Source organism: Amaricoccus sp., from assembly GCF_017993425.1.
Taxonomy (GTDB): domain Bacteria; phylum Pseudomonadota; class Alphaproteobacteria; order Rhodobacterales; family Rhodobacteraceae; genus Amaricoccus.
The window spans coordinates 28,886-51,497 of the sequence record NZ_JAGOMQ010000006.1 but is presented as its reverse complement, the minus strand read 5'-3'; the positions used below and the strand labels follow the sequence as shown (position 1 = coordinate 51,497).

The 22,612-nt window shown below is 73.2% G+C and carries 19 protein-coding genes; 11 read left to right on the top strand and 8 right to left on the bottom strand.

The window, feature by feature from the left end; translation table 11 throughout:
* The first annotated feature begins 53 nt into the window (after positions 1 to 53).
* The 3 genes from rplQ (at position 54) to KBB57_RS04385 (ending at position 2,332) form a co-directional block, all read left to right on the top strand.
* On the top strand, positions 54 to 473 hold the full coding sequence (gene rplQ, locus KBB57_RS04395) for a 50S ribosomal protein L17 (protein WP_290747285.1): 420 nt from the start codon (positions 54 to 56) through the stop codon (positions 471 to 473).
* A gap of 138 nt (positions 474 to 611) precedes the next feature.
* Complete coding sequence (locus KBB57_RS04390) at positions 612 to 1,949, top strand: replication-associated recombination protein A (protein ID WP_290747283.1); 1,338 nt, start codon at positions 612 to 614, stop codon at positions 1,947 to 1,949.
* On the top strand, positions 1,949 to 2,332 hold the full coding sequence (locus KBB57_RS04385; protein ID WP_290747281.1) for a BLUF domain-containing protein: 384 nt from the start codon (positions 1,949 to 1,951) through the stop codon (positions 2,330 to 2,332). Before KBB57_RS04390 ends, KBB57_RS04385 begins: the two co-directional genes overlap by 1 nt.
* 575 nt (positions 2,333 to 2,907) lie before the next feature.
* On the opposite strand, the gene ileS is transcribed toward KBB57_RS04385, so the two are convergent.
* On the bottom strand, positions 2,908 to 5,856 hold the full coding sequence (ileS, locus tag KBB57_RS04380; RefSeq protein WP_290747279.1) for an isoleucine--tRNA ligase: 2,949 nt from the start codon (positions 5,854 to 5,856) through the stop codon (positions 2,908 to 2,910).
* 448 nt (positions 5,857 to 6,304) lie between these two features.
* Between ileS and KBB57_RS04375 the strand changes: the two genes are divergently transcribed.
* Positions 6,305 to 7,111, top strand: coding sequence for a class I SAM-dependent methyltransferase (locus KBB57_RS04375; RefSeq protein ID WP_290747277.1), 807 nt, complete (start codon positions 6,305 to 6,307; stop codon positions 7,109 to 7,111).
* Positions 7,112 to 7,141: 30 nt separating this feature from the next.
* On the opposite strand, the gene KBB57_RS04370 is transcribed toward KBB57_RS04375, so the two are convergent.
* Genes KBB57_RS04370 through KBB57_RS04360 form a run of 3 tightly spaced genes read right to left on the bottom strand, consistent with a single transcriptional unit; the run spans position 7,142 to position 9,752 of the window.
* Positions 7,142 to 8,746, bottom strand: a complete 1,605-nt coding sequence (locus KBB57_RS04370; RefSeq protein WP_290747275.1) for a CopD family protein — start codon at positions 8,744 to 8,746, stop codon at positions 7,142 to 7,144.
* A 14-nt stretch (positions 8,747 to 8,760) separates the two neighbouring features.
* On the bottom strand, positions 8,761 to 9,282 hold the full coding sequence (locus KBB57_RS04365) for a YcnI family protein (RefSeq protein WP_290747273.1): 522 nt from the start codon (positions 9,280 to 9,282) through the stop codon (positions 8,761 to 8,763).
* Between the two features lie 59 nt (positions 9,283 to 9,341).
* Positions 9,342 to 9,752, bottom strand: a complete 411-nt coding sequence (locus KBB57_RS04360) for a hypothetical protein (protein ID WP_290747271.1) — start codon at positions 9,750 to 9,752, stop codon at positions 9,342 to 9,344.
* Between the two features lie 206 nt (positions 9,753 to 9,958).
* On the opposite strand from KBB57_RS04360, the gene nirK reads away from it, so the two are divergent.
* From nirK to KBB57_RS04340, 4 genes are all read left to right on the top strand, one after another.
* Positions 9,959 to 11,476, top strand: a complete 1,518-nt coding sequence (gene nirK, locus KBB57_RS04355) for a copper-containing nitrite reductase (RefSeq protein WP_290747269.1) — start codon at positions 9,959 to 9,961, stop codon at positions 11,474 to 11,476.
* Positions 11,477 to 11,708: 232 nt separating this feature from the next.
* Positions 11,709 to 12,404: a Crp/Fnr family transcriptional regulator gene (locus KBB57_RS04350; RefSeq protein WP_290747267.1), complete on the top strand. Its 696-nt coding sequence runs from the start codon at positions 11,709 to 11,711 to the stop codon at positions 12,402 to 12,404.
* Between the two features lie 672 nt (positions 12,405 to 13,076).
* On the top strand, positions 13,077 to 13,202 hold the full coding sequence (locus tag KBB57_RS04345) for a hypothetical protein (RefSeq protein ID WP_290747265.1): 126 nt from the start codon (positions 13,077 to 13,079) through the stop codon (positions 13,200 to 13,202).
* 11 nt (positions 13,203 to 13,213) lie between these two features.
* Positions 13,214 to 14,299, top strand: a complete 1,086-nt coding sequence (locus tag KBB57_RS04340) for a LysE family transporter (RefSeq protein ID WP_290747263.1) — start codon at positions 13,214 to 13,216, stop codon at positions 14,297 to 14,299.
* Between the two features lie 175 nt (positions 14,300 to 14,474).
* Here the strand turns inward: KBB57_RS04340 and KBB57_RS04335 are convergent, their stop codons facing one another.
* The 4 genes from KBB57_RS04335 to KBB57_RS04320 form a co-directional block, all read right to left on the bottom strand.
* On the bottom strand, positions 14,475 to 15,512 hold the full coding sequence (locus KBB57_RS04335; RefSeq protein ID WP_290747261.1) for an LLM class flavin-dependent oxidoreductase: 1,038 nt from the start codon (positions 15,510 to 15,512) through the stop codon (positions 14,475 to 14,477).
* A 1,130-nt stretch (positions 15,513 to 16,642) separates the two neighbouring features.
* Positions 16,643 to 17,125 carry a CinA family protein gene (locus tag KBB57_RS04330; RefSeq protein WP_290747401.1) on the bottom strand — a complete coding sequence of 161 codons (483 nt, stop codon included), beginning with the start codon at positions 17,123 to 17,125 and terminating at the stop codon, positions 16,643 to 16,645.
* Entirely contained in the window at positions 17,122 to 17,619 is a 498-nt protein-coding gene (locus KBB57_RS04325; RefSeq protein WP_290747260.1) for a phosphatidylglycerophosphatase A, read from the bottom strand. The genes KBB57_RS04330 and KBB57_RS04325 overlap by 4 nt, the downstream gene beginning before the upstream one ends.
* Entirely contained in the window at positions 17,616 to 18,785 is a 1,170-nt protein-coding gene (locus KBB57_RS04320; RefSeq protein WP_290747259.1) for a bifunctional 2-C-methyl-D-erythritol 4-phosphate cytidylyltransferase/2-C-methyl-D-erythritol 2,4-cyclodiphosphate synthase, read from the bottom strand. The genes KBB57_RS04325 and KBB57_RS04320 overlap by 4 nt, the downstream gene beginning before the upstream one ends.
* Before the next feature lie 150 nt (positions 18,786 to 18,935).
* Between KBB57_RS04320 and dusB the strand changes: the two genes are divergently transcribed.
* From dusB to ntrC, 3 genes are read left to right on the top strand one after another with little or no spacing between them, the layout of a single operon-like run.
* Entirely contained in the window at positions 18,936 to 19,925 is a 990-nt protein-coding gene (dusB, locus tag KBB57_RS04315) for a tRNA dihydrouridine synthase DusB (RefSeq protein ID WP_290747257.1), read from the top strand.
* Positions 19,922 to 21,037, top strand: a complete 1,116-nt coding sequence (locus KBB57_RS04310) for an ATP-binding protein (protein WP_290747255.1) — start codon at positions 19,922 to 19,924, stop codon at positions 21,035 to 21,037. Before dusB ends, KBB57_RS04310 begins: the two co-directional genes overlap by 4 nt.
* On the top strand, positions 21,034 to 22,485 hold the full coding sequence (gene ntrC / locus KBB57_RS04305; RefSeq protein ID WP_290747400.1) for a nitrogen regulation protein NR(I): 1,452 nt from the start codon (positions 21,034 to 21,036) through the stop codon (positions 22,483 to 22,485). The genes KBB57_RS04310 and ntrC overlap by 4 nt, the downstream gene beginning before the upstream one ends.
* Positions 22,486 to 22,612: the final 127 nt, after the last annotated feature.

The following is a 22,612-nucleotide window of genomic DNA, read 5'->3' as shown; positions in this document are numbered from 1 at the left end:
CGCGTGAGGCGCCTGCCGGACAAAGCAAAACACGGACGAAATAGGAGAAAGACATGCGTCACGGCCAGGGCTATCGCAAGCTCAACCGCACCCACGAGCATCGCAAGGCGATGTTCTCCAACATGGTCTGCTCGCTCATCGAGCATGAGCAGATCAAGACCACGCTGCCGAAGGCCAAGGAGCTGAAGCGGATCGCCGACAAGGTGATCACGCTCGGCAAGCGCGGCGACCTGCACGCCCGCCGGCTCGCGGCGGCGCAGCTGAAGCAGGACGCGGCGGTCGCGAAGCTCTTCGAGACGCTCGGCGTGCGCTACAAGGACCGCCAGGGCGGCTACACCCGCGTGCTGAAGGCGGGCTTCCGCTACGGGGACGCCGCCCCGATGGCGATCATCGAGCTGGTCGACCGCGACGCCAGCGCCAAGGGCGCGGGCGACAAGGCCCGCCTCGCCGCCGAGGAAGCCGCCGAGGCCTGAGCCCGGCGCGCCAGCCCGAACTGATCTCGACCGCTTCGAGCCCCGTCCTTCCGGCGGGGCTCTTGCGTTCCGCCCGGGGCAGGACGCGAGGGCAGGGGCGGGCTTTCCCCCGGCGGGCGGCGCCGGTAGAACGGCGGCATGGCCGACCTCTTCGACCCCCGCCCGGCGTCCGGGCCGACGCCTGCCGCCTCCGGGCCCCCGCGCCGCGGCGGCCCGCGGCCGCTGGCCGACCGGCTGCGGCCGACCCGCCTCGCCGAGGTGCTGGGGCAGGAGCGGCTGCTCGGCCCCGACGGGCCGCTGGCGCGGATGCTGGCGCAGGGCAGCCTCGGCTCGATCATCCTCTGGGGGCCGCCGGGGGTGGGCAAGACCACGATCGCGCGCCTGCTCGCCGAGGAGACGGACCTCGCCTTCGTGCAGGTGAGCGCGATCTTCACCGGGGTGGCCGACCTCAAGAAGATCTTCGAGGCGGCGAAGCTCCGCCGCGGCAACGGCCGGGGCACGCTGCTCTTCGTCGACGAGATCCACCGCTTCAACCGCGCCCAGCAGGACGGCTTCCTGCCGCACATGGAGGACGGCACCATCGTCCTCGTCGGGGCGACGACGGAGAACCCCTCCTTCGAGCTGAACGCGGCGCTGCTCTCCCGCGCGCAGGTGCTGACGCTGGCGCGGCTCGACGAGGCGGCGCTGGCGACGCTCGCCGACCGGGCGGAGTCGGCGCTGGGGCGTCCCCTGCCGCTGACCGCCGAGGCGCGGGCGCGGCTGGTGGAGATGGCGGACGGCGACGGGCGGGCGCTCCTCAACCTCGTGGAGCAGCTCGCGGGGGAGCGGGAGACGCTCGACGTGGCGGCGCTCTCGGAGCGGCTGTCGCGGCGGGCGGCGATCTACGACAAGTCGGGGGACGCGCACTACAACCTGATCTCGGCGCTGCACAAGTCGGTGCGCGGCTCGGACCCGGACGCGAGCCTCTACTGGCTGGCGCGGATGCTGGAGGGGGGCGAGGATCCGCGCTACCTGGCGCGGCGGATCACCCGGATGGCGGTCGAGGACATCGGGCAGGCCGACCCGGGCGCCATGGCCTTCTGCCTCGCCGCCTGGGAGACCTACGAGCGGCTGGGCTCGCCCGAGGGGGAGCTGGCGCTGGCGCAGGCGGTGATCCGGCTCGCCCTCGCGCCGAAGTCGAACGCGGGCTATGCGGCCTTCTCCGCCGCGCGGGCGGCGGCGAAGCGGACGGGGTCGCTGGCGCCGCCGAAGCACATCCTGAACGCGCCGACGAAGCTGATGAAGGAGGAGGGCTACGGCGCGGGCTACGTCTACGACCACGCCACGCCCGAGGCGTTCTCGGGCCAGTCCTATTTCCCCGACGCGATGCCCCGCGAGACCTTCTACGTGCCGACCCGCCGCGGCCGCGAGGCCGAGATCGCCGACCGGCTGGAGGCCCTCGCCGCGGCGCGGCGGCGGCTGGGGGGCGGCGACTGATGGCGGGATCGCCCGCGGCGGCGGAGCCGGACCTCGTCCGCCTCGTCTATGTCAGCGTGGCGACGCGGCCGCTCGGCCCCGAGGAGCTGGAGGCGATCGCCGCGGCGGCGCGGCGGAACAACCCGCCGCGCGGGCTGACCGGGCTGCTGCTCTACGGCGGCGGCCGGTTCTACGGGCTGCTGGAGGGCACGGAGCGGCGGGTGCTGGGGCGGATGGAGCGCATCGTCGCCGACCCGCGGCACAAGGCGATCCGCGTGCTGCGGGAGGACCCGATCCGCGCCCGGCGCTTCGCGGAATGGTCCTTCGGCCCCTTGCCGCTGACTGCGGGCGGCGAGGAGGATCTGGCCGCGCTCGACCGGTTTCTGGTCAGCGTCCGCCGCTGACCCGGCCTTACCGGAGCGTCGATATTCGCGCGCGTGCGAAGGTGTCAAGTAATTGATATTGATGGGTATAGGCAAAAATCGCCCTTAACGAAACCTTACCGTCCCGGCCACGACGGTGAGCGGCGGCGCGCAGGGGCGAGAGAGCACACTGCACGACAGTGGAGAGGAAGCCCGGCCCGAGGCTGGCCGCGACGCCGACGCCAGACGGATTTGACCCGTGGCAAATCCGTCCGCGATCGCCCCTGCGGGGGGCGAGCGCGCCGCGCTCGCCGGGGCGATCACGGACGGATGGCGCGCGACGGGGAAATCTTCACCCCTCACGGCTTCCGCGCCAACGCGCTCCAGCCGTCGGCGCGGCGAAAGCCATGCTTTCGCTTGTCGCGCCGGGCCTCGCGGGCAAGCCCGCTTCGGTCGGTTGGTCGGCGCGCGCGCCCCGTGGACCCAGCAGGGCAGACAGGTGTCGTGCAGTGTGGCGAGAGAGTGGGCGGTGCAAAATTATGCTGAAAATTCAATACATTGAATGGGGTATCACGCGTGATACATGGCTGTATCACGCGTGACAGGCCAAGGGAGCGTCAGCCCACAGCCTCGTCGCAGCGGTCGCAGACGCCGGGGTGGGCGTGCGTGCCGACGTCGGGGAGGATCTTCCAGCAGCGCGCGCATTTCTCGCCCTCGGCCAGTCCCGGCACGACGGCGACGCCGTGGGCGTCGTCGAGGCGGAAGGCGTGCTCGGGCGCCGGGGCCTCGGTCACGGTGAGCGCCGAGACGATGCAGGCGTCGACGAAGTCCGCGCCGACCAGCGCCGCCAGCGTGTCGGGGTCGGAGACGTGGACGACGGGCGCAGCCTCGAGGCTCGCGCCGATGCGCTTCTCGCGGCGCTCGATCTCCAGCGCGCCGGTGACGACGCGGCGGGCGCGGCGGACGTATTCCCATTTCGTGCCGATCGCCGGGTCGTACCAGGCGCCGGGCGTGTCGGGGAAGTCGACCAGGTGGACGGAGCTTTCCTCGCCCGGATGCCGCTCCAGCCAGACCTCCTCCATGGTGAAGGGCAGGATCGGGGCGAGCCACGTCACCAGCCGGGCGAAGAGCGCGTCGAGGACGGTGCGCGCCGCGCGGCGGCGCGTCGAGGTTGCGGCGTCGCAGTAGAGCGCGTCCTTGCGGATGTCGAAGTAGAAGGCCGAGAGGTCGACGGTGGCGAACTGGAACAGCGCCTGGAACAGGCCCTGGAAGTCGTAGGCGGCGTAGCCCTCGCGCACCGCGCCGTCGAGCTCGGCCAGCCGGTGCAGCACCCAGCGCTCCAGCTCCGGCATCTCGTCGAGGCCGAGCTTCTCCGCCGGCTCGAAGCCGTCGAGCGCGCCGAGAAGGAAGCGCAGCGTGTTGCGCAGGCGCCGGTAGCCGTCGGCGACGCCCTTGAGGATCTCCGGCCCGATGCGCTGATCCACCGTATAGTCGGTCTGCGCCACCCAGAGCCGCAGGATGTCGGCGCCGTATTGCTTGATGACGTCCTGGGGCGCGACGGTGTTGCCGACCGACTTCGACATCTTCAGCCCGTTCTCGTCGAGCGTGAAGCCGTGGGTCAGCACCCCCTTGTAGGGGGCCCGCCCGCGGGTGCCGCAGGCTTGCAGGAGCGAGGACTGGAACCAGCCGCGATGCTGGTCGGTGCCCTCGAGGTAGAGGTCGGCCGGCCAGACGCCGTCGTCGCGGTCGCGGAGCGCGAAGGCGTGGGTGGAGCCGCTGTCGAACCAGACGTCGAGGATGTCGCGCACCTGCTCCCACGGCTCGTTCGCCCGAGCGCCGAGGAAGCGCTCCCGCGCCCCCTCGGCGTACCAGGCGTCGGCGCCCTCGGCCTCGAAGGCCTCGCGGATGCGGGCGTTGACGCCCTCGTCGCACAGGAGCTCGACCCGACCCTCGGGCAGGCGCTTGACGAAGCAGGTGAGCGGCACGCCCCAGGCGCGCTGGCGAGAGAGCACCCAGTCGGGGCGGGTGGAAACCATCGAGTGGATGCGGTTGCGGCCCGTGACGGGCGTCCACTGCACCAGCCGCTCGATGGAGGTCAGCGCCCGCTCGCGGATGGTGTCGCCGTAGTCGCCCATGCCGTCCTGGAGCGGCTTGTCGATGGCGACGAACCACTGGGGGGTGTTGCGATAGATGACCGGGGCCTTGGAGCGCCAGGAATGCGGGTAGGAATGCTTGATGCGGCCGAGGGCGGCGAGGGCCCCGGCCTCCTTCAGCTTCTCGATCACCGCCTTGTTGGCGGGGCCTTCCTTGCCCTTCGCGTCGAGGATGCGCATGCCGGCGAAGAAGGGCACGTGCGGCGCGAAGGAGCTGTCCTCCAGCACGTTGTGGGTCATCCGGTCGACGAGGCCGTTCCTCACGAAGAGCTCGTAGTCGTCGAGGCCGTGGGAGGGGGCCATGTGGACGAAGCCCGTGCCGGCGTCCTCGATGACGAAATCGCCTTCGAGGACCGGGACGGGGTAGTCCCAGAACGGGTCGAGCAGCGCCAGCGGGTGGCGGCAGACGAGCGGGCGGAGGTCGCCGGCGGTCACGTCGCGCAGCCGCTCATGGCCGGTGACGCGCGCGGCGGCGAAGACTTCCGCGGCGAGCTTGTCGGCGAGGATCAGTCGCTCGCCGGTGGCGACCCAGTTGTCGGCGGCGGCGTCGGTGACCTCGTAGAGCCCGTAGGGGATCGTTCCCGAATAGGCGACGCCGCGGTTCGAGGGGATGGTCCAGGGCGTCGTCGTCCAGATGACGATTGAGGCGCCGAGAAGGTCGCTGCGCTCCGCGACCTCGGAGGCGTCGAAGGACGCGGGGGCGAGGGGGAACTTCACCCAGATCGTGTGGCTCTGGTGATCCTTGTATTCCACTTCCGCCTCGGCGAGGGCGGTCTGCTCGACGGGCGACCACATGACCGGCTTGGAGCCGAGATAGAGCGAGCCGTTCATGACGAACTTCATGAACTCGTCGGCGATCACCGCCTCGGCGTGGAAGTCCATGGTCCGGTAGGGATCGTCCCAGTCGCCGGTGACGCCGAGGCGCCGGAACTCCTCGCGCTGCACGTCGAGCCAGTGCGCTGCGAAGGCGCGGCATTCGGCGCGGAAGGCGCGGGCGGCGGCCGGGTCGGCGAGGTCGGGCTTGGACTTGCCGCCGGCGAGGTATTTCTTCTCGATCTCCCACTCGATCGGCAGGCCGTGGCAGTCCCAGCCGGGGACGTAGCGGCTGTCCTTGCCCATCATCTGCTGGGACCGGACGATGAAGTCCTTCAGCACCTTGTTGAGCGCGTGGCCGATGTGGAGGTGGTTGTTGGCGTAGGGCGGGCCGTCGTGGAGCACGAAGGGGGTGCGGCCGGCGGCGGAGGCGCGCAGGCGGGCGTAGACCCCGAGGCGCCGCCAGCGCTCGAGCCATCCGGGCTCGCGCTGCGGCAGGCCCGCGCGCATCGGGAACTCCGTGCGCGGCAGGAACAGGGTGTCCTTGTAGTCGAGGGCCTCGGCGGCGGGCGTGTCGGAGGCGGTGGCGTCGGCGGGCATGGGCGCTATCCTCGGGCGCGGGCGATGGAGGGACGTGACCCGGCGGCCCCGAGACGGCTCAGGGCGCCGGGGACGTAATTCGCAGGGGGACGCCGATCCTCGCCATGCGACGGCTTCTAGCCGCGGCGCGGCCGGCCCGCAATGCGCTTTTCCCGCCGCTTGCCATCGGCCGCGGCCCGCGCCAAGGCTCGGCGTCGGGGCGTCGGGGCGTCGGGGCAGCGACGGGGAGGGACATGGGCGAGACGTCGGCCTGGCGCATCTACCTCCGCTCGCTGCGGCTGCTCGGGGCCGAGAAGGGGGCGGCGGCTTTCGTCGCGGTGGCGTCGCGCGCCTCCTGGCGGAGGGCGGCTTCGCCGAGGCGGCGGCGCCCGCGCGACAGGACCCCGCGCCGGCGTGACTGGCGCGGCGGGCGGGAGGGGCGTATCCTCGCGCGCGGGAGGGCCCGGCGATGTCGCAGCAAGCCCGACACGACGCCTGGGGCGTCGCCGAGAGCTACGAGCTCTACATGGGGCGCTGGAGCCGCCTGGTGGCGGCGCGCTTCCTCGACTGGCTCGATCCGCCCCCGGGGCTCGACTGGCTGGAGGTCGGCTGCGGCACGGGCGCGCTCGCCGGGGCGATCCGCGACCGCGCCGCGCCGGCGAGCCTGACGGGCGTCGAGCCGTCGGAGGCCTTCCTCGCGCAGGCCCGCGCCAGCCTGCCCGAGGCCGGCGTCCGGCTGCTTTCCGGCGAGGCGCAGGCGTTGCCGGTTCCTGACGGCGGCGCGGACGTCGTCGTCTCCGGCCTCGGTCTCAACTTCGTGCCGGACCGCCCGCGCGCGCTCGCCGAGATGCGCCGGGCGGCGCGCCCCGGCGGCACGATCGCCTTCTACGTCTGGGATTATCCCTCGGGCGGCCTCGCCTTCGTCGACGCCTTCTGGAAGGCTGCGGCGGCGCTGGACCCGGCGGCCGCGGAGCTCGCCGAGGACCGTCGCTTCGCCTTCTGCACGCCGGAGGGCCTGCGCGCCCTCACCGAGGCGGCGGGCCTCGCCGGGGTGGACGGCGCGGGGATCGAGGTTCCCACCACCTTCCGCGACTTCGACGACTTCTGGCGTCCCTTCACGCTCGGGGCCGGTCCGGCCCCCGGCTACTGCGCCACGCTCGATCCGGCGGCCCGGGCGCGGCTCGAGGCGGAGCTCTCGCGCAGCCTGCCGCGGGATGCGCAGGGCGCGATCCCGCTCGCCGCCCGTGCCTGGGCTTTTCGCGGGAGCTCCGGCTGACGCCGCGCTGCGGCGTCGGCGCGCGTGCGCCTACTCGCCTCCGCCGGGCGGCTGTCCGATGTCGATCGCGCCGTGGAGGGATTGCTGGGTGAAGTCGTCGACGAGGACGTCGACGGTCACGGTCCATTCGGCGGCGTGGGGGAGGAGCAGCGGGCCGGCGCGCCAGGCGGCGCCGGAGCCGCCGGCCTCGAGGCGGACCGGCTCGACGCCGGCGGCCGGCTCGGCGAAGGCGATGCGCACGGCCCTGGGGTCGAGGGCGCCGGAGGGCGAGGCGAGCGCGATCGCGACCTCGTTCGCGCCGGCGCGGCCCGGGCGGAGGGTGACCTCGGCCATCAGCTCGGCGCCGTGCAGGTGGGCGTGGACGGCGGTCGGCGCGGCGGCGGCCGAGCGCGGCGGCGGCAGCAGGCGGAAGCCGCCGGCGAGGGCGAGGATCAGAAGGCCGGTCGCGATCTCCGCCAGCACCGATCGGCGCAGGCGCGCGGGCGCGTCGGGGTCGCCGGCGGCGATCGCCGGGGTGAGGCGCAGGCGATTGTGGGCGGCGAGGGCGAGCAGCAGCGCGACGGCGGCGAGCTTGGCGAGGAGGAGCCGGCCGTAGGCGGTGTCGATGAGCGCCGCGGCGGAGCCGAGCTGCACGGCGGCGAGCCCGGCGCCGCTGGCGACGAGGAGCGCCACCAGCGGCACGGCGAGCGCCGAGAAGCGGCGGAGCCGCAGGGTCAGCGCGGTGCGGGGGGCGCGGACGCCCCCGGCGAGGCCGGGGAGCGCGCCGATCCAGTAGAGGAAGGCGGCGGCGTGGATCGCCACGGCGGGCGGGGTCAGCCAGCGCGGCGGCGCGCTGGCGGCATGGCCGAAGAGCGCGAAGCTCGCCGCCGCGGTCGCCCAGGCGGCGAGCGCGAGGCCCGCGCCCGCGGCGCGCTCGCGGCGTCGGGCGAGGAGCGCGAGGAGGGCGAGCGCGGCAGCGAGGACGCAGGCGAGCGCCGTGGCGGCGAAGCGGCTGGCGAGCGCCGCGCGCCAGGGGGCGGCGCCGAGCAGGGCGGCGGCGGGGGCGCCGGTCAGGTCGAGCCCGTGCAGGCCGCAGGCGAGCGCCGCGAGCGGCAGGGTGGCGGCCGCGGCGGCGAGGGCGAGGCGCCGCGCGCCCCGCAGCGGCGGACCGGCGTCGACGAGCCGCAGGAAGACCGCGCCGCCCACGCCGAACGCGAGCGCGACGGTCAGCGCGCCATGGGCGAGCGCCGCCGGCCATGCCGTGGTCGTGGCCGGCGCGGCGACGGGCAGGGTGGACGGGGCGCCGATGGAGAAGGCGAGGCTGCCGCCGATCGGGTGGCCGTCGGCGGAGACGACCCGCCAGCTGAGGAGCAGGGTTCCGGCGATGGGGCCGGGGGGAAGCGGGACGACGAGGCGCGCGCCTTCGGGGCGGGGGGCCGCGTCGACGGGCGGCGCGCCGGCGCGGAACCAGCGGGCGGCGAGCGCCGTCACCGGCTCGCTGAAGGCGAGCGTCGCCGCGGCCGGGGCCACGGCGACGACGCTGCCCGCCGGGGGCTCGGCGGCGACGAGCTCGGCATGGGCCTCGGCGCGGCCGCCTGCAAGCAGGGCCGCGACGAGGCCGGCGGCGGCGAGGAGCGCCCGCGCGCCGCGGCGCATGCCGGACAGGCGGGTCAGTGCCCGCCTGCCGACGCGGGGAGCAGGCGCAGGCCAGGGGCGGGGTGCTCGAGGCTGTCGGCGTCCTGTCCGGCGGCCGGGATCTCGATCCAGCGCGCGGCCTTGTCGCCGCATTCCTGCACGACCGGGAAGAAGAGGTCGCTCCCGGGGGCGAGGCCGTCGGTCAGCGTCGCGCGGAAGACGAACTCGTCGTAGTAGTCGTCGGGGAGCGAGCCGGCCCAGCTGATCTCGGTGACGCCCTCGCCGAGCGCCTCGCCGTAATAGTCGTAGGGCCTGGCGTAGGCGCCGACGACGGTGTCGAGCTGCCAGCCGGCCTTGGGCATCGGCTTGACCGCGATCACGCCCTCGGGGATGCGGACGCGCAGCCGGGTCGTGGCGGAGCCCTCGCAGCCGTGGCCGACGCGGAGGACCGCCTTGTAGGTGGAGCCGACGGGGGCCTCGGCGGTCTCCAGGGTGACATGCGCCTGTGCGCCGGCGGCCAGGGCGGCGAGCGCCGCGGCCAGGAGAAGTCTCGACATGGATTCGTTCCTGCGCAAGCCGTCGGCGCGGGCCGCGGCGGTGTGCCTATGGGTGTAGGTCAGGCGTGCGCGGGACGGGGCGGGGCGCGGGCGTGGCGCGGGGTGACGGCCGGTCCGGCGGGCGCCTCGGCGACGGCCGGACCGGCCGGGGCGGCGATCGCGGCGGCAAGGCGGCCGGGCGCATCGCCAGGGCGGGGTTGCAGCCCCGGCGCCGCCATCAGGACGCAGGCGAGGCAGGCGGGCCCGGCGAGGTGGGCGTCGTGGCTATCGGCCATGGCGCGGCCGTGACCGTCGGCCGTGGCATCGTCGTGGCTGTTGGCCGTGGCGTGGCGGTCGGCCGTGGCGTGGCCGGCGTGGGCCTGCGACGTCGCGGCGGCGAGGAGGGCGCGTGCGTGCAGGGAAGGGGCCACGGAGAGGGCGACGGCAAGCGCGAGCAGGAGCGCGAGCAGGCCGGCGACGGGCAGGCGCAAGGCCCCCCTTCGTCGCGTCGGCTCGATCCGCAGCGCCCGCACCGAGGCCTCCCTCTCCATTCCTCGCGGCGAGGTTATCCTAGCCGCCGCGCGGACGGAAATGCTTGCGATTTCGCAACGACCGGAACCGGGGGACAGCCGAAGGCTGCGCTCACGGGTCCGTGAGGCGGGCCCCACCGCAGCCAGACGCCATCGGAGTTCCGACGATGCCCTTCACCAGATACGGAAGACCCCCGGGCGGGCGGCAGGCGCCCTGGCGCGGCCTCGCCCGCGCGCTCCTGATCCTGCTCGCGCTCGCCGTCGCGGCCCTGCTCTCGCCGACCGGGGCGCGGGCGCAGGAGCACCAGCACGACCAGGCCGCGGGGCAGGCGGCGGAGGCGACCCCCGCCGCGACCCCGGCTGCGACCAGCGCGGGCGGCCAGCCGGGCGTCAGCTACCACGCGCCGCTCGTCTTCACCCTGCGCACCGGCATCGCCGAAGGGCGCATGGTCTATATCGGCGTCGGCGGCACGATCGAGGGCGAGGTGAACCCGACGCTGGTCGTCCACGAGGGCGAGCTCGTGCAGATCAACCTCATCAACGGCGAGGGCGCCGAGCACGACATCTTCGTCGATCAGTACGGCGCGCGGTCGTCGCGGGTGATCGGCAAGAACGCCTCGTCGACCTTCTCGTTCACCGCGAGCAAGCCCGGCGAGTTCGCCTATTTCTGCACGATCGCCGGCCATCGCGCCGCGGGCATGGAGGGGCTGATCCGGGTCGTCGCCGGCGCGCGGGAGGCGGCGGGGGAAGAGGGCGCGGACATCGTGCGCGACCCCGCGGACCTGCCGGGCCCTATCGGCCAGCGGCCGCCGCAGGTGGTGAAGGTCCTTCTGGAGACCGTTGAGCTGAAGGGTAGGCTCGACGACGGAACCTCCTACGAATACTGGACGTTCAACCACAAGGTTCCCGGACCGTTCGTGCGCGTCCGCGTCGGCGACACCGTCGAGGTGACGCTGAAGAACGACCCGAACAGCGTGATGATGCATTCGGTCGACTTCCACGCCGCCACCGGTCCGGGCGGGGGGGCGCATGACACGCAGACCGAGCCCGGCGCGGAGAACGTGGTGACGTTCAAGGCCTTGAAGCCCGGCGTCTACGTCTACCACTGCGCCACGCCGAGCGTCGCGCATCACATCACCAACGGCATGTACGGCCTGATCGTCGTCGAGCCGGAGGGCGGGCTGCCGCAGGTGGACCGCGAGTTCTACGTGATGCAGGGCGAGCTCTACACCGTCGATGCCTTCGGCACGCACGGCCTGATGGAGATGGACTACGACAAGCTGATCTCCGAGAATCCGGAATACTTCCTGTTCAACGGCGCGGTGGGCGCGCTCACCAAGGAGCATCCGCTCTACGCCAACGTCGGCGAGCGCGTGCGCATCTTCTTCGGCGTGGGCGGGCCGAACTTCACCTCGTCGTTCCACGTCATCGGCGAGATCTTCGACAACGTCTATCCCTTCGCCAGCGTGACCTCGCCGCCGCTGACCAACATCCAGACGGTGACCGTGCCGCCGGGCGGCGCGACGGTGGTGGACTTCACCATCGACCGGGCGGGGACCTTCGTCCTCGTCGACCACGCGCTCTCGCGCGCGGAGCGGGGGCTCGCCGGCTATCTCATCGTCGACGGTCCGGCGAACGACGAGATCATGCATGCCGGCCCGGCCGACCAGGGCCCGGTGAACTGAGCGTGACCTGAGGCCCGGCGCCCCGGCGCCGGGCGCTTTTTCGCCGCCTCCCGTCACGGGGGGCGGCATCCCTTTGGAACGGCGACGGAAAACCGGGCTGGAACGTGGCTGGAATCCGGCTGGAATCCGGCTTGCCATTTTTTCACGTCGGCTTGACGGACGGGGCGCGCTTGCCCGCGGGCGGCGATGCGTTACAAGGCGGTTCACCCTTCCTCACGCTCGCGGGCGCCCCTTGTCGAAGCTCGACCCAAGCCTCCTCGCGGCGCTGCCGCCCTTCTCGCGCCTCGACCGCCGCCAGCTCGGCGAGATCCTCGACCGGGCGACGCCGCAGCGCTACGCCGAGGGCGCGGCGGTGTTCCGCCAGGGCATGCCGGCGGAGCGCTTCCACATGCTGCTCGACGGCTTCATCCGGGTGATCCGCGCCACCCCGGAGGGCGAGCAGGTCATTGCGCTGCACATCCCGCCCGGCCAGCTCTTCGGCATCGCCCCGGCGCTCGGGCGCGACACCTATCCGGCGACCGCGGTGGCCGCGTCGGAATCGCTCGCGCTCGGCTGGCCGACGCGGCTCTGGCACGAGTTCGCGGCGAGCTACGAGGGCTTTGCGACCGAGACCTACCGCACCGTCGGCGCGCGGCTCGGCGAGTTCCAGACGCGGGTGGACGAGCTCGCCACGCGCGCCGTCGAGCAGCGGGTGGCGTCCTGCCTGCTGCGCATGGCGAACCAGTCCGGGCGCAAGACCGAGGAGGGGATCGAGATCGCCTTCCCGGTCACCCGCGCCGACATCGCCGATATGACCGGCACGACGCTGCACACGGTCAGCCGGCTCCTGTCGGCCTGGGAGCGCGACGGGATGGTGAAGAGCACGCGCCGCCACATCGTGGTGACGGCCGCGCACCGGCTGGTGGTGCTGAGCGGCGCGGCAGGATAGCCGTGCCCCTCGGCGCGAGAGGGGCGAGGCCGGCTTGCGCGCGCTTGCGCGTGCGCAGGAATGATCAAGATACTGGAATAAAAGAGTATCTCCCTTCCGTTTACCCGACGGCGCACACTGCACGACACCTGTCTGCCCTGCTGACTCCACGAGGCCCCGAGCGACCGAAGCGGGCTTGCCCGCGAGGCCACGGCGCGACAGGCGAAAGCATTGCTTTCGCCGCGCCGACGGCTGGAGCGCGGTTGCGCGCGGAAGCCGTGAGGGGCGCAGATTTCTCCGGAAGCGCGCAATCCGTCCGTGAGCGCCCCGGCGAGCGCGGAATCGCGCTCGCCCCCCGAGGGGCGATCGCGGACGGATTTGCCACGGGTCAAATCCGTCTGGCGTCACCGTCGCGGCCTGCTTCCGGCCGGGCTTCCTCTCCACTGTGTCGTGCAGTGTGCCCGACGGCCACGCTCCGCGACGGAGGCGGCAAGGGTCGACCGGCGGCGAGGTCTCGCCTCGCGACGGCTCCCGCAGGTCGCACGGCAAGAAAGGTTGACGCAGCCCGCTCCCGCTGCCTCAGGCCCGAGGCCCCGCAGGGGCCTCTGACCGCGCGGGCGCGCCCGTGATGTCGCGCGTGGATCATCGGCGAATGCGGCGGGCGCCATACCGGCATGGCGACCTGGACTAAGGATGCTCGATCCCGCCCTCTTTCTCGCGTTCGTCGCCGCCCTGGCGCTCCTGGAGGTCACGCCCGGGCCCGACATGATGCTCGTCCTCGCGCGGGGCGTCGGGCAGGGACGGCGGTCGCCCTGCTGACCGTCGTCGGCATGATGTTCATCGCCGGCGTCGTGCAGGTGACGCTGCTCGTTCTCGGCGTGGCGTCGCTGCTGCGCGTCTGTCCGGCCGTGCTGACCACGCTCCAGGGGCTGGGCGCGCTCTACCTGCTCTATCTCGGCGCCAGGACGATCCGGGCCAGCTTCCGCCCCCATGATCCGGGTGTGGCGCGGTCGAATCGGGTCTCGGACCGGACCGCCCTCAGGGCGAACACCAAGGCCGCCTATCGCTTCTTCTCGAACGAGAAGGTGAGCGAGGACAAGATACTGGCCGGCCACTTCCAGGCTTCCGCCCTGCGCGTGCAGGCCGTCGAGGGGCCGATCCTGGTGCTCCAGGACACGACGGAATTCTCCTTCACCCGGAGCGCGCCCGAGAAGATCGTCTTCACCAAGACCTCCACCGGGTGCAAGGAGAAGGACGGCCGCTTCCGCCAGCACACGCTGTGTGGCCTGCTGTCGCACGCCAGCCTCGCGGTTACGCCCGACGGGCTGCCGCTCGGCCTCACGGCGGTGAAGGTCTGGTCGCGGGACAAGTTCAAGGGCACGGCGGCGCTGAAGCGGAAGATCAACCCGACCCGCGTGCCGATCGACCAGAAGGAGAGCGTCCGCTGGCTCGACAAGACGAGGTCGGCAAGCGCGACCTGCTCGGGTCGGGTCGAGACCTGGAAGCTGCAGCTGACCGGGCCGATCGCGAGGCTGGCCGTGGCGGAGGTCTGCCAGGTCGCGGGCGCGGTGATCCGTAGGGCGATACTGTCCTCGCTGGTCACCGTGGCGCTCGGACCGGCTTCGACGCCGTTGACGACGAGGGTGCCACTGGTGGCGACGACCTCCATCGGCGCGTTGAGCCCGAAGATCGAGATGTCGTTCGAGGTGACGACCTCCTCGGCCTCGAGACCGGCGACGGAGTCGAAGGTGCCGGTGCCGATCAGCAACGCCGAGGCGGGCGCAGAGCTCTCGCCGCCGGCGCTGGCGACAAGCGAGACGCGGCCGATGGCGCTCGCCGGCAGCGCGGCCGCGCCGAAGCTGTCGAGCGGATCTTCGCGGGTGGCCGAACCGGACGGATCGGCATGGCAAAGATAATCCCGCAAGGAACGATGGGTCCCGGGATGTGGGTCCCGATGATGGCACTCCGAAATGAGGCGGCGACCGTCGGCGCTTCCTGAGTGTGAAACCGCAGCAAACATCTTCGCCGGGTCTGCGTCTTCGACCCAGTCACTCATGAACGCGCAACTACGCGCAAATCATGACTCGCGCATCAATCGGCAAGGATCTCGCGGACCATCGGAACGACCTTCGTTCCGTAGAGCTCGATCGCATGCATGAGGCTGGCGTGCGGCATCGTGCCGTAGCTGTACTTCAGGTCGAAGCGATCGAGGTCGAGCGTGCGCACCGTCCGGGCGATCTTGCGGGCGACGGTCTCGGGCGAGCCGACGTGCATCGCGCCATGCTCGACGTCCGCGAGATACTCGTCCTTGCTCACCGGTCCCCAGCCGCGATCCCGGCCGATGCGGTCGCGGGACCGCTTGAAGTGCGGGAAGAGCAACTCGCGGGCCTCCTCGTCGGTGTCGGCGACGAACCCCGGCGCATGCACCCCGATCGGGAGCATCGGCGCCCCCAGCTCCGACAGCGACCGCCGGTAGAGATCAACGTAGGGACGGAACCGCGCGGGGTCGCCGCCGATCACCGCGAGCATCAGACCGAAGCGGTAGCGGGCGGCCCGCACGACCGACTCGGGCGAGCCGCCGACGCCGACCCATACCGGGAACGAGCCCCGGACCGACTTCGGGAACACCTCGGTCGCGGTCAGCGGAGGGCGATGCGACCCCGACCACGTCACCGGGCCTTCGGACCGCAGGGCGGCGAAGAGGTCGAGCTTCTCGCTGAACAGCCGCTCGTAGTCGGCGAGGTCGTAGCCGAAGAGCGGGAAGGACTCGGTGAACGAGCCGCGGCCCAGCGTGACCTCGGCGCGGCCGCCGGAGATGCCGTCGAGCGTCGCGAAACGCTCGTAGACGCGGACCGGATCGTCCGAGCTCAGGACGGTGACAGCACTGCCCAGCAGAATCCGCCCGGTCCTCGCGGCGATCGCGGCGAGGACCATGTCCGGCGCGGAGACGGCGAAGTCGTCGCGATGATGCTCGCCGATGCCGAAGGCGTCGGCGCCGACCTGATCGGCGAGGACGCCTTGCGCCACCACGTTGCGGATCACCTCGTCGTAGCGCGCGAGCGAGCCGTCCGGCAGCGCGTTGACGTCCCCGAAGGTGTCAAGGCCGAGTTGCAGCTCCTGCGGCGGCATCGGACCTCCCTCCGATTTCACGGGCTGTTCAGGCACTCGCCGGATCGTTCGGAACCCTGCGGAAGACGCCGATGCCCTCCGGCTTGTCATTCGGAGGCATGGTCAAGGTCAAGCGACACGTTTCCAGGTCCTCTGTGAACTGGAAAACGTGTCAGGGCGCCGGGCGCGCGCAGATCGACCGCGGCGCGCGCTTGCCGGTGCTTGTGGAGCGCCCGGATCATGCGGGCGCTGCGGCCGTCGTCCCAATTGGAGCGAACGACCTCGAGGAGCTCCTGGCGGCCATCCTCCTTCCTCGAGGAATACGAGCACGGCGCCCGCCCGAGGAAGGCCGTCGCCTGATGCCCGCCGTCATCGAGACCCCACCTTCCTCCGCGCCGCCGAGGTCTGGATCCCCGGCCCCTCCGGCGACGTCCTCCTCCGCTCCGACGGCGTCTACGGGCCCCTGAAGCCCTTCGAGGCCGTCGCCGGGGAGCACGGCTTCGCCCCGGGCGAGGGCCACCCCGGCCGCGCCGGGAAGGAGGCCCGGCCGATCGTCCTCACCAACCTCGCCGACCCAGCCTTCCGGCGCGCCGCCCCCGCCTTTCGGCGCGCCGCCCCCGCCGCCGCCGGCCTCGCCGTCGCCGTCGTCGTCCCGGTCTTCTCCGGCCCCGCGCTGAAAGGCGTCCTCGTCCTCTTCTGCGGCCGCGACGACGCCCATTTCGGCGTCATCGAGATCTGGCGGGGGCAGGGGGAGACGATGACCCTCGACGCCGGGCTCTACGGCGCAGCGATCGCCTTCCGCGAGGTCTCGGAGGGCGCCAGCTTCGCCCTCGGCCAAGGCCCTGCCCGGCGGCGTCCGGGCCGCCCGCGCCCCTGACCTCGGCCACTCCGCCGGCTTCGTCCGCTCCGCCGCCGCCCGCGCCGCCGGCCTTGGCCTGCCGGTCCCGACTCCCTCCGGCACGCGCTACGTCCTCACCCTGCTCTCCGGCGGCGGCGCCCCCATCGCCCGCTGCTTCGAGCTCCGGGAGGCGGCCCCGGCCCCCGCCGGCCGCGCGGCGCCCTCGTCGACGGCCTCTGCGACGTCGAGGGCCCGCTCGGGGCCACGGGACCGCAGCCGCGCTCCCCGGGCCACCGCGGCCGACCCGCCCGCGTCAGCCCGCTTCCATGGCCTCCAGCGCCATCCCGAGCGCCGTCTCCACCGACCGCAGCCGGATCGCCTCCCGGCCCAGCGGGCCGAAGTCGTGGCGGACGGCGGCCACGCCGGCCTCGGTCGCCACCGCGAACCAGACGAGCCCCTCCGGCTTCGCCTCGGAGGCGCCCGGGCCGGCGACGCCGGTGATCGCCACGGCGAGATGCGCCGCCGAGCGGGCGAGGGCTCCGGCCGCCATGGCGCGGGCGACCGGCTCGGAGACCGCGCCATGCGCCGCGATCAGCCCGGGATCGACCCCCAGCATCGCCGCCTTGGCGGCGTTCGAATAGGTGACGAACCCGCGGTCGAACACGTCCGACGAGCCGGCGATGTCCGTCAGCGCCGCCGCCACGAGCCCGCCCGTGCAGGACTCGGCCGTGGCGATGCGCCATCCCCGCCCGCGCGCCGCGTCGAGGACCCGTCCGGCCAGCGCCCCGGCGATCACATCAGCCACCCGTGCGCCACCGCCGCGGCGACGCTCACCACCACCGCCGCCATCACCCCGGCGATGGCGTCGTCGAGCATCACCCCCATCGGCCCCTTCTTGCGGTCCGCCCAGCCGACCGGCCCGAGCTTCAGGATGTCGAAGAGCCGGAACAGCAGGAACGCCCCCACCCAGCCCGGCCACGGGAACAGCCACGCCGGCGCGCCCATGTGCCAGAGCCCCAGCGACAGCGGCCAGAGCGCGATCCACTGCCCGACGACCTCGTCCACGACGACATAGCCCGGGTCGAGGTCGTGCTCGTCGACCACCTCGACCCGCGTCGCCCAGTAGCCGATCGGATAGAGCGCGATCGTGGCCAGCGCGAGCAGCGGAAACCCCCCGAGCCCGTGCAGGATCCAGCCCGCCGGCACCGCCGCGGCCGCGCCCCAGGTGCCGGCCGGGCCGGGGATCAGCCCGACATAGCCGAAGGTGCAGATGGCCCGCGCGAGCCTCATGGCCGCGCCTCCATCGGCCGCACCAGCGTTGCGGTGGCGAGCGCGGCGACGCCCTCCTCGCGCCCGGTGAAGCCGAGCCGCTCCGAGGTGGTCGCCTTGACGCTGACGCGCTCCGCCCCGACCCCGGCGGCGACCGCAAGGGCCGCGCGCATCTCGGCCGCGTGGGGGCCGATCTTCGGGGCCTCGCAGACCAGCGTGCAGTCGAGGTGCGTGATGGCGAAGCCCGCCTCGACCGCCCGGGCGGCGGCGGCGCGCAGGAAGATCTCCGACGCCGCGCCCTTCCATTGCGGGTCCGACGGCGGGAACCAGCGCCCGATGTCACCCTCGGCGAGGGCGCCGAGGATGGCGTCGGTGACGGCGTGCATGCCGACGTCGGCGTCGGAATGGCCGACGAGGCCGCGGCCGAAGGGCAGGCGCACCCCGCAGAGGGTGACGTGATCGCCCGGCCCGAAGGCGTGCACGTCGAAGCCGTTGCCGGTGCGCACGTCCATGGCGCTCCTCCCGATGTCGCGTCGCGCCCGCGCGAGATCGGCGGGCCCGGTGATCTTGTAGTTCGCCTCGTCGCCTTCGACGAGGGCGACCGCGAGCCCGGCCGCGCGGGCGACGGCGGCGTCGTCCGCCGCCGCGCCGGGATGGGCGCGATGGGCGGCGAGGATGGCGTCGAAGCGGAAGCCCTGCGGCGTCTGGGCCCGCCACAGCCCGTCGCGGGGCGCCGGCGCGAGCGCGTTCCCCCCGGCTCCCCGCCAGAGCGCGTCCACGACCGGCAGCGCGGGGAAGGCGGCGGGGGCGTCGTCGAGGGCGGCGAGCACGCGGTCGATCACCGCGCCGGCAAGGAAGGGGCGGGCGGCGTCATGGATGAGGACGCCGCCCGGCGCGTGCGGCGCGAGCGCCTCCAGCCCGGCGCGGACCGAGGCGGCGCGGTCGGCCCCGCCGGCCACGGGCGGCAGCAGGCGCGGATCGGCGAGGCCCGCCATGGCGGCGGCGTAGCGCGCGTCGTCGCCGGGGGCGATGACCACCTGCACCGCGTCGACGGCGGGATGGACGAGCAGCGCGCGGGCGGCGCGCGCGAGGATCGCGGCGTCGCCGAGGCGGAGATACTGCTTCGGCGTGTCGCCGCCGAGCCGCTCGCCCCGGCCGGCCGCCACGATCAGCCCGGCGACCTGCATTTCCGTCCTCCCGACCGGCTTCGCCGCGGGTTATAGTGGTAGTGCGACGCAGGCCACAATGCGCCTCAAGCCGCCTTGTTTTCGGGCGTATGGTCTTGTCTGGGGCGCCGGCCTCGGTTATCACTTCGCAGATGCACACGGAATGGGCGCATGTCTGACGCGATCACGCGCATACTCGGTGAGACGCCTGTTTTTCTGGCGCCGATGGCGGGCATCAGCGACGTTCCCTTCCGTAGCCTGGCGCTTCGGGCCGGGGCGGGGCTCGTCGTCTCCGAGATGGTGGCGAGCGGCGAGATGCTGAACGCGAAGCCTTCGGCGCGGGCGCGCGCCGAGCTCGGGCTCGACGAGGCGCGCACCAGCGTGCAGCTCGCCGGCCGCGAGCCGGCCCCGATGGCCGAGGCGGCGCGGATGCTGGCGGGGCAGGGCGCGCGGATCATCGACATCAACATGGGCTGCCCGGCCCGCAAGGTGACCGGCGGCCTCGCCGGCTCGGCGCTGATGCGCGACCTCGACCGCGCGCTCTCGCTGATCGAGGCGGTGGTCGGCGCGAGCGACGCGCCCGTCACGCTGAAGATGCGGCTCGGCTGGGACGGCGGCTGCCTCAACGCCCCCGATCTGGCGCGGCGCGCCGAGTCGGCGGGGGTGCGGATGATCGTGGTCCATGGCCGCACCCGGGCGCAGTTCTACGACGGGCGCGCCGACTGGGCGGCCGTCGCGGCGGTGAAGCGGGCGGTGGGGATTCCGGTGGTGGTGAACGGCGACGTGACCGACGCCGCCTCGGCGCGGGCGGCGCTCGCCCGCTCGGGGGCGGACGGGGTGATGGTGGGCCGCGGCGCGCGCGGGCGGCCGTGGCTCGTCGGGCGGATCGCGGCGGAGCTGCGCGGCGCGCCCCCGGCGCCCGAGCCGGCGGGCGCGGCGCTGCGCGACGCCATCCTCGAGCACTACGAGGCGATGCTCGCCTTCTACGGCGCCGATCTCGGGCTCCGCGTGGCGCGCAAGCATCTCGGCTGGTATCTGGAGCGTGTCGAGGGCGGCGCGGCGCTGCGGGCGCAGGCGCTGCGCCTGACCGACCCGCGCGCGGTGGCCGCGGCGCTCGCCGCAGTGGCCGATCTTCCCCCGGCCATGGACGCGGCGGCATGAGCCCCCCGAGCTTCGAGGCGATCTGGGGGGCCATGCCCTATCCGGCGCTGGTGCTGGCGGCCGACGACGCCATCTGCGCCGCCAATCCCGCGGCCGAGAGCTTCGGCGCCGTCTCGGCGCGGCAGATGGAGGGCCGCCCGCTCGGCCGCTTCCTCGGCGAGGACAGCGCCGTCCTCGAGGTGGTCCGCCAGGCCCGCCGCAGCGGCGTCTCGGTCGCGCAGTACGACATCCTCGTCGGCTGGGGCGACCAGGCCCCGCAGTCGCAGAACATCCACGCCGCGCCCCTCCACGAGAGCGACGGCGCGGTCCTCCTGCTCATCCACCCGCAGGGCATGGCCGACAAGATGGACCGCAGCCTCGGCCACCGCTCGGCCGCGCGCTCGGTGACCGGCATGGCCGCGATGCTCGCCCACGAGATCCGCAACCCGCTCGCCGGCATCTCCGGCGCCGCGCAGCTCCTCGAGATGGGCCTCGGCGACGCCGACCGCGAGCTGACCGGGCTGATCCAGACCGAGGCCGCCCGCATCGGCAAGCTCGTCGACCGGGTCGAGCAGTTCGGCGACCTGCGCCCGGCGCAGCGCCGCCCGATCAACATCCACGACGTCCTCGACCGCGCGCGGCGCGCCGCCAAGGCGGGCTTCGCAGCCCATGCGCGCTTCTCCGAGGACTACGACCCCTCGCTCCCCCCGACCGCGGGCGATCCCGACCCGCTGCTCCAGGTGTTCCAGAACCTCCTGAAGAACGCCGCCGAAGCCATTCCCAAGGTTGGCGGATCGATCACCATCGCCACCTCCTACGCCCCCGGCGTCAAGATGCTGCGCCCCGGCGGCTGGAGCGAGAGCCTGCCGCTCCTCGTCACCATCACCGACAACGGCCCGGGCGTGCCGGAGGGGCTGGTCCGCGACATCTTCGACCCCTTCGTCAGCTCCAAGGTCAACGGCACCGGCCTCGGCCTGTCGCTGGTGTCGAAGGTGATCGCCGACCACGGCGGCGTCGTCGAATGCGACAGCCGCCCCGGCCGCACCCGCTTCCGCGTCCGCCTGCCGGTCTGGCGCGGCGCGACGCCGGAGGACGAGGACGCCCCCGAGGAAGCCAGCGTTACGGAGGCCTGATGGAAGGGACCATCCTCGTCGCCGACGACGACCGCTCGATCCGCACCGTGCTCGCCCAGGCGCTGACCCGCGCCGGCTGCCGGGTGCGCGCCACCGGCACCGCCTCGACGCTCTGGCGCTGGATCGAGGAGGGCGAGGGCGACGTCGTCGTCACCGACGTCATGATGCCCGACGGCGACGCGCTCGACCTGCTCCCCGCCATCCGAAAGCGCCGGCCGACGCTGCCGGTCATCGTGATGAGCGCGCAGAACACGGTGATGACCGCGATCCGCGCCGCGGAGGTCGGGGCCTACGAATACCTGCCGAAGCCCTTCGACCTCAAGGAGGTGCTCGCCCAGGTCTCCAAGGCGCTGAACCAGAAGTCCCGCCCCCAGCAGCCCGTCGAGGAGGAGCCCGTCGGCGGCGACAACCTGCCGCTCATCGGCCGCAGCCCGGCGATGCAGGAGGTCTACCGCATCCTCGCCCGGCTGATGAACACCGACCTCGGGGTGATGATCACCGGCGAGAGCGGCACCGGCAAGGAGCTGGTGGCCCGCGCGCTCCACAACTTCGGCCTGCGCAAGAAAGGCCCCTTCGTCGCCATCAACATGGCGGCGATCCCGCGCGACCTGATCGAGAGCGAGCTCTTCGGCCACGAGAAGGGCGCCTTTACCGGCGCCGACCGCTCGATGCCGGGCAAGTTCGAGCAGGCCCGCGGCGGCACGCTCTTCCTCGACGAGGTGGGCGACATGCCCCTCGACGCCCAGACCCGCCTCCTGCGCGTCCTCCAGGAGGGCGAGTACACCCGCGTCGGCGGCCGCGAGCTGCAGACGGCCGACGTCCGCATCATCGCCGCCACCCACCAGGATCTCCGCGGCCTGATCAACGAGGGCCGCTTCCGCGAGGATCTGTTCTACCGCCTGAACGTCGTCCCCATCCGCCTGCCGCCGCTCCGCGAGCGCCTCGACGACGTCCCCGACCTCGCCCGCGCCTTCCTGCGCAAGGCGGAATCGGAGGGCCTGCCGCGCAAGACCATCTCCAAGGAGGCGCTCGACATCCTCAAGAAGCAGGAATGGTCGGGCAACGTCCGCGAGCTGGAAAACCTCATGCGCCGGCTCTGCGTGCTCTGCCCGGACGACGTGATCTCCGGGACCGTGGTCACCCAGGAGATCGCCGCGCGGCCCTCCTCCGCCGCCGGCCCGCAGGCGACGCAGCCGCAGCGGCTCTCCCAGGCGATCGAGACGCACCTGCGCCGCTACTTCGACCTCCACGGCGACAGCCTGCCCCCCGACGGGCTCTACGACCGCATCCTCAAGGAGATGGAGCTGCCGCTGATCGCGCTCAGCCTGTCGGCGACCCGCGGCAACCAGGTCCGCACCGCGGAGCTGCTGGGGATCAACCGCAACACGCTCCGCAAGAAGATCAAGGACCTGGACATCCGCGTCACCCGCGGCAAGCGCATGCTCTGACCGCGCCGGCGGGGCCGCGCCCGGCCCGCCGGCGAAAAACGGCTCGCGCCTCGACATTCCGGTTACAGGCGTCGCGGGATTGATGTAAGATTGCCACAGTCGAGCAGTCGAGAACGCATCGCCCCAG